Source organism: Robinsoniella sp. KNHs210 (assembly GCF_000686105.1).
GTDB lineage: Bacteria > Bacillota > Clostridia > Lachnospirales > Lachnospiraceae > Robinsoniella > Robinsoniella peoriensis.
This window is the reverse complement of the sequence record NZ_JMLZ01000002.1, coordinates 2,690,545-2,707,500: the sequence shown is the minus strand read 5'-3', so window position 1 is coordinate 2,707,500 and position 16,956 is coordinate 2,690,545. Positions and strand designations below refer to the sequence as shown.

General features: G+C 42.2%; 12 protein-coding genes, 1 rRNA gene and 1 other annotated feature (1 of these 14 only partly in view). Of the genes, 9 read left to right on the top strand and 4 right to left on the bottom strand.

The window, feature by feature from the left end; genetic code table 11:
- A 23S ribosomal RNA gene (locus tag CD03_RS0118930) occupies positions 1–2,874 on the top strand; it begins 13 nt to the left of the window's first position.
- 948 nt (positions 2,875–3,822) lie between these two features.
- Here the strand turns inward: CD03_RS0118930 and CD03_RS0118920 are convergent.
- The 3 genes from CD03_RS0118920 to CD03_RS0118910 all read right to left on the bottom strand — a co-directional run bounded on the left by CD03_RS0118920 (position 3,823) and on the right by CD03_RS0118910 (position 6,643).
- A complete protein-coding gene (locus CD03_RS0118920; RefSeq protein WP_027294969.1) occupies positions 3,823–4,860 on the bottom strand; it encodes an SIS domain-containing protein in 1,038 nt (345 codons plus the stop codon).
- The gene (locus CD03_RS34070) at positions 4,841–5,842 is read right to left on the bottom strand and encodes an N-acetylglucosamine kinase (RefSeq protein WP_052377874.1); all 1,002 of its coding nucleotides are present in this window, start codon (positions 5,840–5,842) and stop codon (positions 4,841–4,843) included. Before CD03_RS34070 ends, CD03_RS0118920 begins: the two co-directional genes overlap by 20 nt.
- 78 nt (positions 5,843–5,920) lie before the next feature.
- The gene (locus tag CD03_RS0118910) at positions 5,921–6,643 is read right to left on the bottom strand and encodes a GntR family transcriptional regulator (protein ID WP_027294968.1); all 723 of its coding nucleotides are present in this window, start codon (positions 6,641–6,643) and stop codon (positions 5,921–5,923) included.
- A gap of 537 nt (positions 6,644–7,180) precedes the next feature.
- On the opposite strand from CD03_RS0118910, the gene CD03_RS0118905 reads away from it, so the two are divergent.
- The 7 genes from CD03_RS0118905 (at position 7,181) to CD03_RS0118870 (ending at position 15,732) form a co-directional block, all read left to right on the top strand.
- Positions 7,181–8,548, top strand: coding sequence for an extracellular solute-binding protein (locus CD03_RS0118905; RefSeq protein ID WP_027294967.1), 1,368 nt, complete (start codon positions 7,181–7,183; stop codon positions 8,546–8,548).
- Between the two features lie 69 nt (positions 8,549–8,617).
- Positions 8,618–9,523 (top strand): carbohydrate ABC transporter permease, encoded by a 906-nt coding sequence (locus tag CD03_RS0118900; RefSeq protein ID WP_242849124.1) that lies wholly within the window; start codon positions 8,618–8,620, stop codon positions 9,521–9,523.
- A 13-nt stretch (positions 9,524–9,536) separates the two neighbouring features.
- Positions 9,537–10,352, top strand: coding sequence for a carbohydrate ABC transporter permease (locus CD03_RS0118895; protein WP_044289499.1), 816 nt, complete (start codon positions 9,537–9,539; stop codon positions 10,350–10,352).
- An 80-nt stretch (positions 10,353–10,432) separates the two neighbouring features.
- The gene (locus tag CD03_RS0118890) at positions 10,433–11,746 is read left to right on the top strand and encodes a family 4 glycosyl hydrolase (protein WP_044289498.1); all 1,314 of its coding nucleotides are present in this window, start codon (positions 10,433–10,435) and stop codon (positions 11,744–11,746) included.
- Positions 11,747–11,762: 16 nt separating this feature from the next.
- Entirely contained in the window at positions 11,763–13,004 is a 1,242-nt protein-coding gene (locus CD03_RS0118885; protein WP_027294963.1) for a hypothetical protein, read from the top strand.
- A gap of 305 nt (positions 13,005–13,309) precedes the next feature.
- Positions 13,310–13,597 (top strand) — a binding site (T-box leader).
- A 105-nt stretch (positions 13,598–13,702) separates the two neighbouring features.
- Positions 13,703–15,163, top strand: a complete 1,461-nt coding sequence (gene trpE / locus CD03_RS0118875; RefSeq protein ID WP_027294962.1) for an anthranilate synthase component I — start codon at positions 13,703–13,705, stop codon at positions 15,161–15,163.
- Positions 15,163–15,732: an anthranilate synthase component II gene (locus tag CD03_RS0118870; protein ID WP_027294961.1), complete on the top strand. Its 570-nt coding sequence runs from the start codon at positions 15,163–15,165 to the stop codon at positions 15,730–15,732. Before trpE ends, CD03_RS0118870 begins: the two co-directional genes overlap by 1 nt.
- A gap of 91 nt (positions 15,733–15,823) precedes the next feature.
- On the opposite strand, the gene CD03_RS40030 is transcribed toward CD03_RS0118870, so the two are convergent.
- Positions 15,824–15,895, bottom strand: coding sequence for a DUF6783 domain-containing protein (locus tag CD03_RS40030; RefSeq protein WP_394910242.1), 72 nt, complete (start codon positions 15,893–15,895; stop codon positions 15,824–15,826).
- A gap of 47 nt (positions 15,896–15,942) precedes the next feature.
- Here CD03_RS40030 and trpD point away from each other — a divergent pair, with 47 nt between their 5' ends.
- Complete coding sequence (trpD, locus tag CD03_RS0118865) at positions 15,943–16,956, top strand: anthranilate phosphoribosyltransferase (RefSeq protein ID WP_027294960.1); 1,014 nt, start codon at positions 15,943–15,945, stop codon at positions 16,954–16,956.

Below are 16,956 nucleotides of genomic sequence, written 5' to 3'. Positions count from 1 at the left end.
AGAGCGCAGGGTGGATGCCTTGGCACTAAGAGCCGATGAAAGACGTGATAAGCTGCGAAAAGCTTCGGGGAGGAGCAAATATCCTACGATCCGGAGATATCTGAATGGGGAAACCCACTTGAGCAAACCTCAAGTATCCATACGCCAATACATAACGTATGGAAGGGAACCCGGGGAACTGAAACATCTAAGTACCCGGAGGAAAAGAAAGAAAACTCGATTCCCAAAGTAGCGGCGAGCGAAATGGGAGGAGCCTAAACCGGAATGCGTGCATTCCGGGGTTATGGACTGCATAACGTGACTTGAATGGTAAAAGAACGGTTTTGGGAAATCCGGCCAGAGAGGGTGAAAGCCCCGTATTTGAAACCAGAAGAGAGCAGGCAGTATCCAAAGTACCACGAGACACGAGAAACCTTGTGGGAAGTCGGGGGGACCACCCCCCAAGGCTAAATACTACTTAGTGACCGATAGTGCATAGTACTGTGAAGGAAAGGTGAAAAGAACCCCGGGAGGGGAGTGAAAAAGAACCTGAAACCCTGTGTTTACAAGCTGTGGAACCACTTTATATGTGGAACCGCGTACTTTTTGTAGAACGGTCCAGCGAGTTACGCTGGCTGGCAAGGTTAAGCACTCAAGGTGTGGAGCCGGAGGGAAACCAAGTCTTAATAGGGCGAAAGAGTCAGTCAGAGTAGACCCGAAACCGGGTGATCTATCCATGTCCAGGTTGAAGTTACCGTAAAAGGTAATGGAGGACCGAACGCACATCCGTTGAAAAGGGTGGCGATGAGGTGTGGATAGGGGAGAAATTCCAATCGAACCCGGAGATAGCTGGTTCTCCTCGAAATAGCTTTAGGGCTAGCCTCATATTAGTCTAACGGAGGTAGAGCACTGAATTTCCTAGGGGGCGTCAAAGCTTACCAAAGAATATCAAACTCCGAATGCCGTATAGATGATGTATGGGAGTCAGACTGCACGAGATAAGTTGGGCAGTCAAAAGGGAAAGAGCCCAGACCTCCAGCTAAGGTCCCAAAGTGTGTGTTAAGTGGAAAAGGATGTGGGATTTCGAAGACAACTAGGATGTTGGCTCAGAAGCAGCCATACATTAAAAGAGTGCGTAATAGCTCACTAGTCGAGAGGTCCTGCGCCGAAAATGTCCGGGGCTAAAACACAACACCGAAGCTGAGGAATGACATAGTCATTGGTAGAGGAGCATTCTTAACTGAGACGAAGCTGTACCGTAAGGAGCAGTGGATTGTTAAGAAGAGAGAATGCTGGAATGAGTAGCGAGAGGAAGGTGAGAATCCTTCCGGCCGAATATCCAAGGTTTCCAGAGTAAAGCTGATCTGCTCTGGGTAAGTCGGGGCCTAAGGCGAGGTCGAAAGACGTAGTCGATGGACAACAGGTTGAGATTCCTGTACTATAGTATAACAGAACTGTGGGGACACAGATGGAAAGCACAATCCGGGAATGGAAAAACCGGTACAAGCGGGGTAGGAGTAGTAAAGGCAAATCCGTACTACAATCCGAAGACGTGACGTGGAGCGAACTAAAGTAGCGAAGTGTGTGAGCCAGCTGTCAAGAAAAGCCGCTATTGTTTATATTATACCCGTACCGTAAACCGACACAGGTGGATGAGGAGAGAATCCTAAGGCCGACGGAAGAAGCATTGTTAAGGAACTCGGCAAAATGACCCCGTAACTTCGGGAGAAGGGGTGCCTCGAAAGAGGCCGCAGAGAATAGGCTCAAGCAACTGTTTAGCAAAAACACAGGTCTATGCAAAACCGCAAGGTGAAGTATATGGGCTGACGCCTGCCCGGTGCTGGAAGGTTAAGAGGAGATGTCAGCGCAAGCGAAGCATTGAATTTAAGCCCCAGTAAACGGCGGCCGTAACTATAACGGTCCTAAGGTAGCGAAATTCCTTGTCGGGTAAGTTCCGACCCGCACGAAAGGCGTAATGATTTGAGCACTGTCTCGACAATGCATCCGGTGAAATTGAAATACCAGTGAAGATGCTGGTTACCTGCGCCAGGACGGAAAGACCCCATGGAGCTTTACTCCAGCTTGATACTGGGATTCGGTATTGCATGTACAGGATAGGTGGGAGACTATGAATTCACAACGCCAGTTGTGAAGGAGTCATTGTTGGGATACCACCCTTGCAGTATTGGATTTCTAACCAGCCACCGTGATCCGGTGGTGGGACAATGTCAGGCGGGGAGTTTGACTGGGGCGGTCGCCTCCGAAAGGGTATCGGAGGCGCTCAAAGGTCTTCTCAGAATGGTTGGAAACCATTCGCAGAGTGCAAAGGCAGAAGAAGGCTTGACTGTGACACCGACGGGTGGAGCAGGTACGAAAGTAGGACTTAGTGATCCGGTGGTATAAAGTGGGATTGCCATCGCTCAACGGATAAAAGCTACCCTGGGGATAACAGGCTTATCACTCCCAAGAGTTCACATCGACGGAGTGGTTTGGCACCTCGATGTCGGCTCATCGCATCCTGGGGCTGTAGTAGGTCCCAAGGGTTGGGCTGTTCGCCCATTAAAGCGGTACGCGAGCTGGGTTCAGAACGTCGTGAGACAGTTCGGTCCCTATCCGGCGTGGGCGCAGGATATTTGAGAGGAGCTGACCTTAGTACGAGAGGACCGGGTTGGACTGACCTCTGGTGTACCGGTTGTTCTACCAAGAGCATGGCCGGGTAGCCAAGTCGGGAAGGGATAAACGCTGAAGGCATCTAAGCGTGAAGCCCCCCTCAAGATGAGATATCCCCCGCATAAGCGGTAAGACCCCTTGAAGACGACGAGGTGGATAGGTTAGAGGTGGAAGTGCAGTAATGTATGGAGCTGACTAATACTAATAGGTCGAAGGCTTATCCATAAGGTTTAGGATAATGTCAATAAAGTTGATATGATCAACGAAGTTGGTAATGCAAGAACGGATGATAATTTGATGAATTTCTATGTGTGATTTTGAAGGTATATGTATGTGAGGCAGCTAAAGATAGCTGCTTTTTTTGTGTATAAATTTATGGATAAGCCAGTAATATGAGGTAAGAATGAAACATGAAAAAGAATAGTAGGTAACATAGTAAAGAATAAATAATGAAAAAAATAATAGGCATCATAGTCAGTCGTGGATCAGCAAAAATAGTGAGAAAACACGGAAGACCATAGGTAACTATAAAATATAATGAAAGTCTACAAAATATAAACGATTTAAATTTTACATAAACTTTAAATAAAACAAGACTAGAATTAACAAATCCCATGTAGAATATAGACATAATAAAGTTACAAAGTAAATGTTATAATAAAGTGGGAGGGAAATATGCAGGTGATATTAGGGTTTGTTTTAATGATAATAGGAATCTCTTATTGCACAGAGTCTATTTTATCAACGCATAAACGTGCATTAAGGCTTGTGAAACAGGCCGATCAGAATGAATATTTTTCATTTTGTGCAAGAATATTTTTTGTATCATCATTTTTTGTATTCCTGTCGAAGATTGCTTATCTGGCGGAAGCTATTTCCTACCAACAGAATATATACTTCGTTTTGGGAATATGTATCATAGGATTTGTTCTGGTGTTATTTATAAATAAAAGGAAGACGGGTATGTTTTTTCTTGTTAACACCGTTCAGGGTGATAAAAATAAATTGTATGTCGGAAAAAAAGCTTTAGAAAAATAAATAAAAAGTGCTGATTTGATTGAACCTACTCCTAATTGTTAGACCAAAAATCTATCGATTAGGAGTTCGGTTTAATACGTCAGCACTTTATATTTATTTGGAAATATTTTTTATCCTTATATAAAAACTGATTTGTTATTTCAGGGAAATATAAGGATTCAGGCCGCCGGGGATATCCGGATTATGGTCTGTTTCAATGGCCTTGTAAAATGCCAGCATCTGACATATATTTATAAATGGAATACCCCAGGCAATGGGTTCAACAATGGCATGCAGGGAAACATGGTAATCCGATTCCCAGTAGTCTTTTGTATGATGTCCCAGAGTAATAACATAAGAACCACGGTTTTTTATATCTTTGATCATCTGCTTTTGGTAATTACTTTCATTGGGGTTAATGATAATAAGAAACAGTTTTTTTTCATTTGCCAGGACAATAGGTCCGTGCCGGTAATCCAGAAGATTAAAATACTCTCCGGGAAGTATACATATTTCAGTAAATGCCAGACTTCCTTCACTTGCAATTCCGCTGATTTCCCCATCACCCAACACAGTTACATTATTCCATTCTTTTTGTGCTATTATCTGACACATTTCTTTGTGTTCTTCTAAAAATGCTGACTGGTTTTCAAAAAATGTTTGAAATGCCGCTGCCAGTTGCTCGTTTTCTATATAGATCGCCAATAACATTGTTAATGAGTAGTAAATATTCGAAATAGTTCTTGTCTGGCATACGCTATGGTCAAAAGCCCATGGAATCTCCAGTGTAAAGTCCAGATATGGTTTCAAAGAACAATCGGTCTTTGCGATAATACCCATAGTTTTAAAGGTTGTAAGTTTACGCAGCTTTTCTAAAGCAAATAATACTTCACTGGTTTCACCGGACCGGGAGGCAACGATAACCAGAGCGTTGGTAAATATCCTGCTGTATTTTTCCGGTGACAAAATAATCTCACCGCCGGAGACAGCTACTGTTTTTTTGTCAGTGTACATGGAGAACATAGCAGCGGCACCCTCACTCAGCATAAAGCCGGATCCGCAGCCTATAAAAATAATGTTTTGGAAGGGTTTTTTTATAAATTCATAAATCTGATCGTGTTTTTCTTTAAAAAGTGCCTGTGTTTGCATAAGAGCAGAAGGCTGGGAAAAAATTTCAGTTTGAATGGTATACATGTGGTTCCTCCTTTGATATTTGCTCTTTTAAATGAAGAGCTAATTCTGATAGTTCGTGATGATATATATTTTGAGCAGCCAGTAAGATGCCGCCTTGAACGGGCGGAAGATAAGGGGGAGTAAGGGTAATCGCAAGCTGCTTTAAATATCTTTGAAGGGGGTCAAGTATAAGACCTTCGTTTTTAAAAATTCCTCCGGAATAAGAAACGCGTACCGGAGTTTCAGGTGAAAATCCCAGTTTTCGATAAATTGCTTTTATTGAAATAAAAAGTTCATAAGCTGCCATATCATACAAGCGGCGGGCATTAGCATCGCCTTTCTTGGCAGCCTCACTCAAATACATCTGCATTTTTGCAATACCTTCCCGATTTCCTGACAAGAAGTTATTATAATATGAGACCATATCCTCTTCATCATGAAGAGAGAGGGTATTATGTATTACATCATATAAGTACGAACGGTCTTCACGATAATCACATTCTTTAGCGAACAGTGAAAGTGTCTGCATTCCCAGCCAGTAAGCGGAACCTTCGTCTGAAAATACGGTATGCCATCCATTAGCTCTGGCACTTTTTCCTTCCATATTTTCCCCGTATGCAATGGCACCGGTGCCTGCTACAATATGTATACCATGAGATAGGTTGAGGGATCCGGCAAAACCTAATGAAACATCGTTGCAGAGCATTAGTACAGCCTGTGGCAGAAGAGCGTGGAAATATCCGGAGATCTTCCGGTCTGCAGCGGAATCTTCACCATAGCAGGGGATGCCGAAGGCTGCACTGCAAATTTGTTCTTTGCGGCATCCGGCTGTTTCAACAAGCTTGCTGATCCCGTTTTCCACCAGATCACATACACCGGAAATACCGATCTGGGGATGGGAACAGCCGGAAGTTTCGAAGCGGGCGGCAACAGACCCGGAGTAGGTAGTCAGCATCCAGGCGGTTTTAGTTCCGCCCCCATCCATACTTAAAAGATACTTCATGTTGGTTCCTCCTTTGCATGCTCCATGCATCTCGATCCTTATCTTAAATTTACTGTTATTGGATGTACTTGACATCCGTTAATTCAGTTCCACTCGGTAAGAGAAGAAATCACTTTTAATAAAGGCGACGGTATACTCAATGATATAATTTCTGGAAAAAGTGATTCTTTCAATCTTAATAGAAGTATCAGAAGTTTTGATGCCTAATAGCAGTGCATCTTCTCGTGAAACGGGGACTGCAGTTATGTTTTCAGTAGCCCGTTCCGGTATAATATTAAATGACTGCATCGTTTTATAAAGTCCGTTTTCCTTAATTTTCTCAAGGGTCATCTCAGGATAAATGCTCACCGGTATGTATGAAGTTTCCACTGCATAAGGAATGTCCTGGGCATATAGGCAGCGTATTAACTCATATACCATATCGCCGGGATTTAGTTTCAGATTTTCCATTACCTTGCCTACTGCCGGTATTTGTTTAAATGATAGAACTTTATTACTATGCATAATTCCTTTTGCTTCAATGTTTTCACGAAGGCTATAAAATTTTGTCAGAGTCTGTTCTATTCTGCGTACAGAGACAAAGGTACCTTTGCCCTGCTTACGGTAAATATAACCGTCTTTAGTTAATAAGTCCAGAGCATCACGGACGGTAATGCGGCTGAGCGCATAACGCGTACATAATTCCCGTTCGGTAGGCATTTTATCGTGTGGCTTCCACTCGCCGGAAGTTATTTTCTCAACTAATATATCGTAGAGCTGTGTGTATTTGAAATTATTTTGAACGTCGTTATTTTTTGACATACAGGATCCTCCTTAAATATGATTATGACATTACAGCGGAAATAAATCTTAAAGGTATTAATATAATATAACAACTATTAAAAATGTGCAAGGGCTTTTTGAAAAATAAAAATAAAACGTAATAATGTATAAAAAATGACTATAAATATTGTTGAATAATGATGAAAAGTGAATAATTTGTATAAATGTATTGCAAGTAGTATAAACTTGTCTTATAATAGCAATACAAGTTAGATAAGGGAAACGTAAGGACAAGAAGAATATTGGTTCTATAAAAACAGGATCAATATAGGAAGAGAGGTGAACGGGGGGTCATTATTATGACGACTTGATAAGTGCAATATTCAAACATTACCCCATGAATAGAACAAGCCGGCTTGTTCTATTCCCAAATCAGTAGTGTGAAAGCGGTTTTCTTTCACACTTGATCCGGAAAAAATCAGGAGAAGGTTTGGATCAGATAGGTAAAGGATGCCTTGTAGCAATTTAGAAAACAAAACCATAATTTTGGTTTATGTAAATTTGGAGGATAATACTATGAGAAGAAAAAAAGGAATCACAGTTATTTTGACCTGTATGCTGACTATGTCTTCAGTTCTTTATGGCTGTTCCGGTAAAGAAAATTCAGAAGCACAGAAAAAAGATGAAACGAAAACAGCGGTATCTTCGGAAGCGGATCAGCCGGATACGCAAAATGCAGAGGCTAATGGAGAGCCTGTGACACTTTGGATGCATAACGGTCCTGCATTTGTAAAGGCAACAAAGGAACTGGCGGCAGAATTTGAGTCTGAGACCGGGATCAAAATTGATATACAGGTATTTCCGTATGATGTTATGAGTCAGAAGATGAAAGCTTCTTTTACTGCCGGGAATGAGCCTGATATTATTCAGGGATTCGGTGCATGGATGCCGACCTATATCAACCAGGGAGTGTTAGCTAAAGTACCGGATGATATGGCATCAGATTTAAAGGAGAATTTCCTGTCCGGTGCAGTGGAGGGGTATGAAAAAGATGGCTCCTATTATGGTGTTCCCATCGAAATGCAGATGGAAAGCGGATTATTTTATGTGCCGGAAAAGGCTAAGGAGTCCGGAATAGAAGGGGCACCTAAGACTTTTGAAGAAGTTATTAAAATTGCCAAGGATCATGTGAAATACAATGGAGATGTTCTGGAATATGGCGGTCTGGAATTTGACAACGGTGACAATGTTGCACAGTTATTCCTGTCCTGGATACTGCAGTATGGCGGAAACTTCTGGGATGAAAGCAGGACCCATATGGTTCTCCAGTCGGAAGAGGCAAAAATGGCATGGCAGAAACTGGTGGATCTTATCGAAGCAGACAAGGTCACAGATACTAAGCATATTACTGGGGATATCACATCAGATGTATTTTTCTTTAACAAGAAAGCAGCGCAGCTAATCAAAGGATCCTGGGCTTCAGCGATTGGTGAGGAGTTGAAAAATGATGACTGGGAATATACATTTCTTCCTCCGGTCACCGGAGATGAACCGCATTTTGTTGTGGAAACCGGATGGGCTTATGTAGTATCTGAAAATAGTAAGAATAAAGACAATGCCTTTAAATTCATACAGTATTGTCTGCAGCCCGAAAAGTCACTTGAGTTTAATCTTGCAACAAAGACAATTCCGTCTTTAAAAGCATTAGTAGAAGATCCGGCATATACGGAAGCGGAAGAGAATGTACGATTTAAGGACCAGTTCCAATATTTAAAATATGCGCAGAATGTAGGCCCGGTTCAGGATATGGATTTTGTCAAGACCACAATCCGGGATATATTTAAAAGCCAGATTGATGGCAAGTATACCACAGAGGAAGCTTTGAATAAGGCTGAGACGGATATTAATCAGCATATCGATTCTCTGTTAGCCCAGACAAAATAAACAGAATGGAGAGTGCTGCAAAATAAATTTTCCGGACTTTATTTTGCAGCAGTTCCTTAAGGAGGCAGGATGATGAATAAAAAAGTGAAGAGGAAACAGGGTATCAGCCGCCGTCAAAGAAGATTTGTCATAATAGGGCTGACTCCTATTCTGATTGTATTCTTTGTCTTTTCCGTTATACCGATATTTTATAGTTTTATCATGTCGCTTTTTAATCATAGTGGATTTGGCCAGGCACCTTTTGTGGGTTTGGATAATTATGTTCAATTAGTACATGATACGGAATTTTTAGGTTCATTGAAAAATACAATTATTTTTGTTCTGATTGCGGTTAATGCAAATATCGTTATTTCAACATTGATGGCAGTTGTAATCAAATCAATAAAAAAGCGGAAAATCCGTTCATTCTTCAGAGGATGGTTTTTTATCCCGGCAGTTATTCCTATTGTAGCGTTATGCTATGTCTGGGCCATTATGTATCAGCCCAGTTCCGGGATTATTAATAAAATGCTTTCTTTAGCAGGAATAGCACCTGTTAACTGGTTAACAGGCAGCAGTACGGCATTAATTGCGATTATCATTACTACTTTGTGGTGTGATCTGGGATATAATATTGTTTTAATTCTGGCAGGAATGGACAGCGTTCCTGAAATGTTTCTGGAAGCTGCTTCCATTGACGGTGCGAATTGCGTACAGAGGTTTTTCCGGATTACGCTTCCCCTTTTATCCAGAAATATGCTATTTGTCAGTATGATGACGTATATCACCTATTTTCAGGCTTTTGCCCAAATACAGATTATGACCAAGGGCGGACCCAATAATGCGACCAATGTCATAGCCTACAATATTTACAATTATGCATTCCAATATTCCCAGATGGGTTATGCTTCTGCAATGGCAATGGTATTACTGGGAATCATTTTAATTATATCCATGGTACAGTTTTTTAGTGTAAAGTCAGACTGGGAATATTAGGAGGGGGGATACCATGAAGATACTGTCAAAGATTTTAAAAGGTTTTATATTAGGTATAGGGTTCTTGGTAGTTGCCTTTCCGTTTCTATGGTGTGTTCTGCTTTCTTTTAAAGGAAATGCGGAAATTATGAGTATAGAGTCCTCATTCTTTCCTACGCAGATTGTCCTGGATGGATATAAGAAGGTTTTAACAGAGGCTCCGTTTATGAGATGGCTGTTTAACAGTATTGTAACGTCTGTTCTTGCCACCGGAATTGTGGCACTGACCAGTTGTCTGGGAGGATATATTTTTGGTAAATTTCAATTTCGAGGAAAAAATATACTGTTTATGGGAATATTGGCAACCATGATGGTTCCCTTTCAGGTAACGATGATTCCAACGTACCTGATCAGTAATAAGCTGCATATTTTAGATACACTTGCGGCATTGGTAATTCCTTATATGGTTTCCGGATTCGGAATCTTTCTGTGCCGTCAGTTTGCGGAGAATGTGCCGGATGAGATTATGGAAGCCGGACGGATTGAAGGAGCCGGAGAGTGGCGGATTTTTTTCGGACTGATTATTCCGATGATCAAACCCGCGATATCGGCACTTTGCATCTTTACTTTTATGGGCAGGTGGAATGATTATTTATGGCCGCTGATTGCACTTACCAGTGAGAATAAGATGACCCTGCCCCTTGCGCTTAATTTTTTCAATTCCAGTCTGTTAACGGATTATAACTCATCAATGAGTGCGGGGGTTTTAGTAATGCTGCCGATTATAATTGTATATTTTATTTTCCAGAAGCAGTTTGTAGAAAGTATCACATTAACGGGGATTAAGTAGAGAGGTGACAGGTTGAAAGAAAAGTACTTTCAACTTCCTTAATTTATATGAGCGCTTAAAGCGCACGGATGGGAGCAAAAATGAGAGAAAACGGATATTGTAAATTTGTATTTATCGGAGCGGGAAGTTCTGTATTTACGCTGCGTCTGATTGGGGATATTTTAAAGGAAAATAGTATTAACGGCGGACATATTGCGTTGGTAGATATTGACGGGGAAGTTTTAGAGGAGACGAAGGAAGCTGTTATTCATCTGATACATTTTGCGAAGCGGGAGTTTGAGATCACTGCCCATACGGATTATAAGCAGGCGATTCCGGATGCCGACTATGTGTTCATGACGATAGCGACAGGAGGATATGAGCGGTGGAAACAGGATATCAGAATATGTACGGATCACGGAGTGCTGCAATCGGTAGGAGACACAATCGGTCCCGGTGGGATTATCAGGACGCTGCGAACAATACCTGTGATATTAGATATTGCCAGTGCCATGGAAAAATTGTGCCCTGATGCCTGGATGATTAATTATTCCAATCCGGAGGGTGCCGTTTGTCTTGCTCTTCAAAAGTTTTCCAGGATTAAGAACTTTGGCCTTTGCCATGGTACACCGGATACGGCACAGTGGCTGGCTGAAAAAGTGTTTCAGGTTGACCGGGAGCGGTTTTCTTACCGGGCAGCGGGAATCAATCATTTTACCTGGTTTACAGATATGAGGATTGACGGGGAAGACGTGTACCCTGAACTTAGCCATGCATTAAATAGAAGTGGGATGGATAAGAAAGAGCCCATATCTGCGGAACTATACCGCATTTATGGATGTTATCCTGCCCCAGGAGACCGGCATGTAGGAGAATTTGTGCCGTATTATTTAAAGGATAAGATCCTGAAAGAAAAGGATTACGAATGGAAAAATAATGATTTTAAGGTGGTGGATGGTTGGAGGGATCAGGCCAGAGAGCTGTTCGACGAGGTAAGAATGCATAACAGGGGATTTGAGAAACTGCTGGAAGGTTCCGGTGAAACTGCGGCAAATTTTATAAGATCTCTGAATACAGGGGAAATCTCCAGTGAAATGGTAAATGTAGTGAACAGAGGATATATTGACAATGTCTCACAAGATATCATTGTAGAACTGCCCACTTATATTGATCAATTTGGTCTGCATCCCCAGAATATAGGGAGGCTGCCTGACGCTATTGCTGCGCAGTGCGACAGGCTGGGAAGAGAATATCTTCTCATGGTGGAAGCAGCGGTATCATGCAGTTATGAGAAGGCATTACAGGCGGTGTATCTGGATCCGCTGTCAGCTAATTGTCTGTATCCGGAGTTACTTTTAAAGGATCTGATTCATGCAAATCTGGACTTGCTGCCGGAAGCATGGAAAGAGAAGTAAAGGGGGATTCGTCTTCATGTGGGCAAAAGAAAAGCAGTATCTGAGAGAACTGGCTAAGAGGCAGACAGCATATGCAAATCTGCCGGAAATGGAACAGAAAAAGCAAAAATGGATGGATGTAAATACGGGGAAAAAGACGGTTCCGCCCGTAGTTGTGGAGACAGAGACATTCCGGCAGTACATGGTACCTGATCATATTCTGTACTGTACGGATCCAAAGGCACGTGAAATCGAATACCGTTTGTTAAGGAATATTCGTGAATATGAACTGATTCAGGATGACAAAGTGATTCCGGATGTATTTGAGATTCCAATTCAGGCAGAGATTGATGAATTTGGCTTTCCTATAGAGGAATGCCATGCGTTGGATGCCAATGGCAGGGATGTCGGCTATGAATATCATTCGCCAATCCGGGATCTGGAAGAGGATTTTTACAGGCTGAAACCTGCAGTAATTAACATAAACCATAAAAAGACACAAAATTCCTATGATTTTGTGCAGGATATATTAGACGGAATTATGTCAGTGAGACTCACAGGAACCCCGCCAATGATTGCACTTCCTTTTCAGGCAGTAAAGCTACTGGGCCTTGAAAATTATATGATGTCCATGTATGACTGCCCTGAAACCCTGCATAAACTGATGCACTATTTAACGGAAAACCAGATAAAGGTAATGAAATATTATGAGAAAAACAGAATTCTGACTTTAAATAACAGCAATCAGGAAACCTGCCTCAGCAGCTATGGCTTTACGGATCGCCTTCCTGTGACGGGAGCAGAAAGTCCGACATTAAAGGATGTCTGGATCTGGGCAGAAGCGGAGGAGGCAGCATCCATATCACCGGATATGTTCCGCGAGTTCTGCCTTCCATATATGGCAAAGGCATGCAGAGAAATGGGTCTGATTTATTATGGATGCTGTGAGCCAATGCATAATATATGGCAGGATGTCATAAAGGAAATTCCTAATATACAGAAGGTATCCGTATCGCCGTGGAGCAGCCAGCAGAAAATGGGAGAAATGCTTCGGGGAACAGACGTGGTGTTCTCCAGGAAGCCCTATGCAAACTATCTGGGCGTAGAAAGCAGGCTGGATGAAGAAGCCTGGACAAAGCATATTAAAGAAACTTTGGATGCGGCAAAAGGATGCCAGTGTGAATTTATTATGCGGGATGTTTACCGCGTACGGGATTTGGAAGATGTGAGGCGGGCGGTGGAAATTGTCAGAGAGCAGGCGGAGGAGTCGGCTGGTTAAGTGTATAGAATTAAGAAAATAAAATGTGTTATTACTTAGATATCAGGAAATAACAGAAGAGGGCAGGGAAGGCGCAGAGATGCAGCAGGCTGATGCAGAACCGGGTATTGTACAATAAAAACTAAAGACCCGGAGACAGATGGAAGCGCTGAAATTATGTCATCCGCCTTCCCGCTCATCATATGCCCTGTTAAAATATTCAGTAGGACTAAAATAAAAAATCTACATTCAATCTGAGAAAAACAAAATTTTTAGTTGACAAATAAAAAAGAAAAGCATATACTGTACTAAATTAAAGTATTGAACCAAAACCGATGAACAAGAGTAGTAAATAAGATTCGTTATTCCCAGAGAGCTGCCGGTGGTGTGAAGGCGGTAATAAAGATTTTATTGAATGGACTTGCGAGGGCAGCTCAAAATCACAGCAGTTAACGGAAACCCTGTAAATAATGCAGAGTGGAAGAGGTGAGAGTAGACGCTGACGGGAGCCTTATCCGTTATCAACGAGGTATGTATGATCGTACATAAAAAGAGTGGCTGAGTGATCAGCAACTTGGGTGGTACCGCAGAAGCTACAGGCTTTTGTCCCTTGGATATAGGGGGCAGAGGTCTTTTTTTATAGCTAAAATGCAGTGGCAGTATTGCAGGCAGGTCTGCAATATGTAACGGGAATGAAGACAAAAAAGGAGGAAGTGACCATGATGCAGCCAAGCTGTGACAAAATTTTAGAATTAGCAGGGGATTATGATGTGATCCCGGTTTGTAAGGAAATATATGCGGATGTTATAACACCGATCACCTTACTTCGGAAACTTGCAAATATCAGCAAATGTTACTATCTGTTAGAAAGTATAGAAGGCGGCGAGAAATGGGGACGATATTCCTTTTTGGGATTTAATCCTGTGATGCGGGTTTTCTGTAAAAATGATGAGGTTACCATCACGCGGGATGGGGTTATGGAAAAGATCAGTACGAAAAAGCCCCTTGAGGTAATACGCTCCATAATGAAAGATTACAAGGCTCCGAATCTGGAAGGGCTGCCGCCATTTGCGGGTGGGTTTGTTGGATACTTTGCATATTCTATGATTGGATATGCGGAACCCACATTAAATATCAATAAAGGTAATTTTAATGATTATGACCTGATGTTGTTTGATAAGGTAATTGCTTATGACCATTTAAAACAAAAGATCTGCATTGTAGTAAATATGAAAACAGACAAGGTGATGGAGAATTATGGCAAAGCTATGGCTGAGATAGAGAGTATCACCAATATTATACGAAATGCACCGATTCTGGAGGATCAGAAGATTCAGCAGAAAGTTGAATTTACCTGTAATGTAAGCAAGGAAGCCTATTGTGAGATTATTGAAAAGACGAAAGAGTATATCGTAGACGGGGATATATTCCAGGCAGTTATTGCCAGACAGTTTACAAGTCCTTATGAAGGGAATCTGATCAATCCGTACCGGGTGCTCCGGACTACCAACCCTTCTCCCTATATGGTGTATATGAATATCAATGAGGAAGAAATAATTAGTACATCACCGGAGACCCTGGTGCGTCTGCAAAATGGCAGGCTGACTACTTTCCCGGTTGCCGGTTCAAGGCCCAGGGGGATAAATCAGGAAGAGGATGAAAAACTGGAACAGGAACTTCTGGCAGATGAAAAAGAACTTTCCGAGCACAACATGCTGGTAGATCTTGGCAGAAATGATCTGGGAAGGATATCGAAGTTTGATACAGTGGAAGTAACAGAGTATCAGATGATTCATAAATATTCCAAGATTATGCATATCTGTTCTCAGGTAGAAGGAAATATTAGGGAAGAATATGACGGATTAAATGCCATTGAAGCAGTCCTTCCGGCCGGCACCCTGTCAGGTGCACCGAAGATCCGTGCCTGCCAGATTATCAATGAGCTGGAGAGTGAACAAAGAGGTATTTACGGAGGGGCGCTGGGATATCTGGACTTTACCGGTAACCTGGATACCTGTATCGCCATTCGTATGGCGGTAAAGAAAGACGGCAAAGTATATGTGGAAGCAGGAGGCGGAATTGTGGCTGACAGCGTTCCTGAGAAAGAATATGAGGAATCGGCTAATAAAGCAGCAGCAGTTATGAACGCCATTATGAATGCAAAGGAGGTCCTGGAATAATGATATTATTGATTGATAATTATGATAGCTTTTCTTATAACTTAGTACAGATGGCGGGCAGCATCTGCCCGGATATTAAAGTGATCCGAAATGATGAAATGAGTATTGATGAAATCCGCAATTTAAATCCTTCGCATATTATCTTATCGCCGGGACCGGGATATCCCAAGGATGCAGGCGTATGCGAGGAAGTTGTGGAAAAATTGCAGGGTAAAATGCCCATTCTGGGTGTATGCCTTGGACATCAGGGGATCTGTGAAGTGTACGGAGCAAAGATCGGTCATGCAAAAGAGTTGATGCATGGGAAAAAAAGTACGATTAAGATTGATTCAGAGTGCCCGTTGTTTGAAGGACTTCCTGAAAAAATAGATGTGGCAAGGTATCATTCTCTGGTAGCAAAAGAAGAAACCATACCGGATTCTCTATTCGTTACAGCGGTGGATGAAATGGGCGAAATTATGGCGGTACAGCATAGAGAAAAATCCGTTTTTGGTGTACAGTTTCACCCGGAATCCATATTAACCCCCCAGGGGAAGGTGATATTGGAAAATTTTCTGAAGTTATCATAACAGACAATCATGCAATGGGATAGAGCATTACATTGTTAAAATAATTTTCAGATATGATACCCAGGGGTAAAAAAATATGCATATGGGGCATTCATAGATCAGAGCGTGTTTGAAAATTCATTCCCGCCATCTGCACGCCCCACTTTGCAGCATATTTGCCCAGAATGCAGTAAAATTTCGATAATAAATAGAAAGCAGGAGGTAATTAGCATGATTAAAGAAGCAATTAATAAAGTGATGAATGGTAACAACCTGACATATGACGAATCTAAGGCAGTTATGGAAGAAATGATGGATGGAACCGCAACCCAGGCACAGATGGGGGGATTTCTGACTGCATTGCGTATGCAGGGGGAGACAATAGAGGAAATCACTGCATTTGCTACGGTTATGCGTGAAAAGGGCATAAAATTAAAACCGGAAAGAGAAGTAATCGATATTGTTGGAACCGGCGGAGATGAAGTCGGAACATTTAATATTTCTACAACAGCTTCTTTTGTAGTTGCGGCAGGCGGGGTTCCGGTTGCAAAACACGGAAACCGCAGTGTCTCCAGTAAATGCGGTGCAGCGGATGTATTAGAAAATCTGGGAGCAAATGTTTCGCTGAGCGTAGAGCAGAATGAAGAGATACTGAAAAAAACAGGAATGTGTTTCATGTTTGCCCAGGTATACCATTCATCCATGAAGTATGCAGCGCCGGTACGTAAGGAATTAGGAGCCAGAACGGTATTTAATATATTGGGTCCGCTTTCAAACCCGGCAGCGGCGACAATGCAGCTTCTTGGCGTTTATGACAGAAAACTGGCGGAACCGCTGGCGCAGGTGCTTTCCAATCTGGGAGTTACAAGGGGCGTAGTGGTATGCGGAAATGATGGCTTGGATGAGATTACACTTACCGGAGAAACTGTGGTTTATGAGATCCGTTTTGGAGAAATTACTTCTTATTCAATTGCTCCGGAACAGTTTGGACTGAACCGGTGTGAGCTTTCCGATCTGGTAGGCGGAGATCCCAAAGAAAATGCTAAGATTACAGAAGATATCTTATCCGGTAAAGAACGCGGGGCAAAAAGGGATGTCATTTTAATGAATGCCGGAATGAGTCTTTATCTTGGAATTGATGATATTACCCTGGCGGATGGAATTAAAATGGCGGCAGACCTCATTGACAGTGGTAAGGCATATGCGAAAATGGCAGAATTTATTAAGACTACAAAGGAAATGTGA

Excerpts from the sequence above, each read along its gene's own strand:
- CD03_RS0118900 (WP_242849124.1), top strand. The coding sequence starts at position 8,618 with ATGATGAATAAAAAAGTGAAGAGGAAACAGGGTATCAGCCGCCGTCAA.
- CD03_RS0118910 (WP_027294968.1), bottom strand. The coding sequence starts at position 6,643 with ATGTCAAAAAATAACGACGTTCAAAATAATTTCAAATACACACAGCTC.
- trpE (WP_027294962.1), top strand. The coding sequence starts at position 13,703 with ATGATGCAGCCAAGCTGTGACAAAATTTTAGAATTAGCAGGGGATTAT.
- CD03_RS34070 (WP_052377874.1), bottom strand. The coding sequence starts at position 5,842 with ATGAAGTATCTTTTAAGTATGGATGGGGGCGGAACTAAAACCGCCTGG.
- trpD (WP_027294960.1), top strand. The coding sequence starts at position 15,943 with ATGATTAAAGAAGCAATTAATAAAGTGATGAATGGTAACAACCTGACA.
- CD03_RS0118870 (WP_027294961.1), top strand. The coding sequence starts at position 15,163 with ATGATATTATTGATTGATAATTATGATAGCTTTTCTTATAACTTAGTA.
- CD03_RS0118890 (WP_044289498.1), top strand. The coding sequence starts at position 10,433 with ATGAGAGAAAACGGATATTGTAAATTTGTATTTATCGGAGCGGGAAGT.
- CD03_RS0118885 (WP_027294963.1), top strand. The coding sequence starts at position 11,763 with ATGTGGGCAAAAGAAAAGCAGTATCTGAGAGAACTGGCTAAGAGGCAG.
- CD03_RS0118905 (WP_027294967.1), top strand. The coding sequence starts at position 7,181 with ATGAGAAGAAAAAAAGGAATCACAGTTATTTTGACCTGTATGCTGACT.
- CD03_RS0118920 (WP_027294969.1), bottom strand. The coding sequence starts at position 4,860 with ATGTATACCATTCAAACTGAAATTTTTTCCCAGCCTTCTGCTCTTATG.
- CD03_RS0118895 (WP_044289499.1), top strand. The coding sequence starts at position 9,537 with ATGAAGATACTGTCAAAGATTTTAAAAGGTTTTATATTAGGTATAGGG.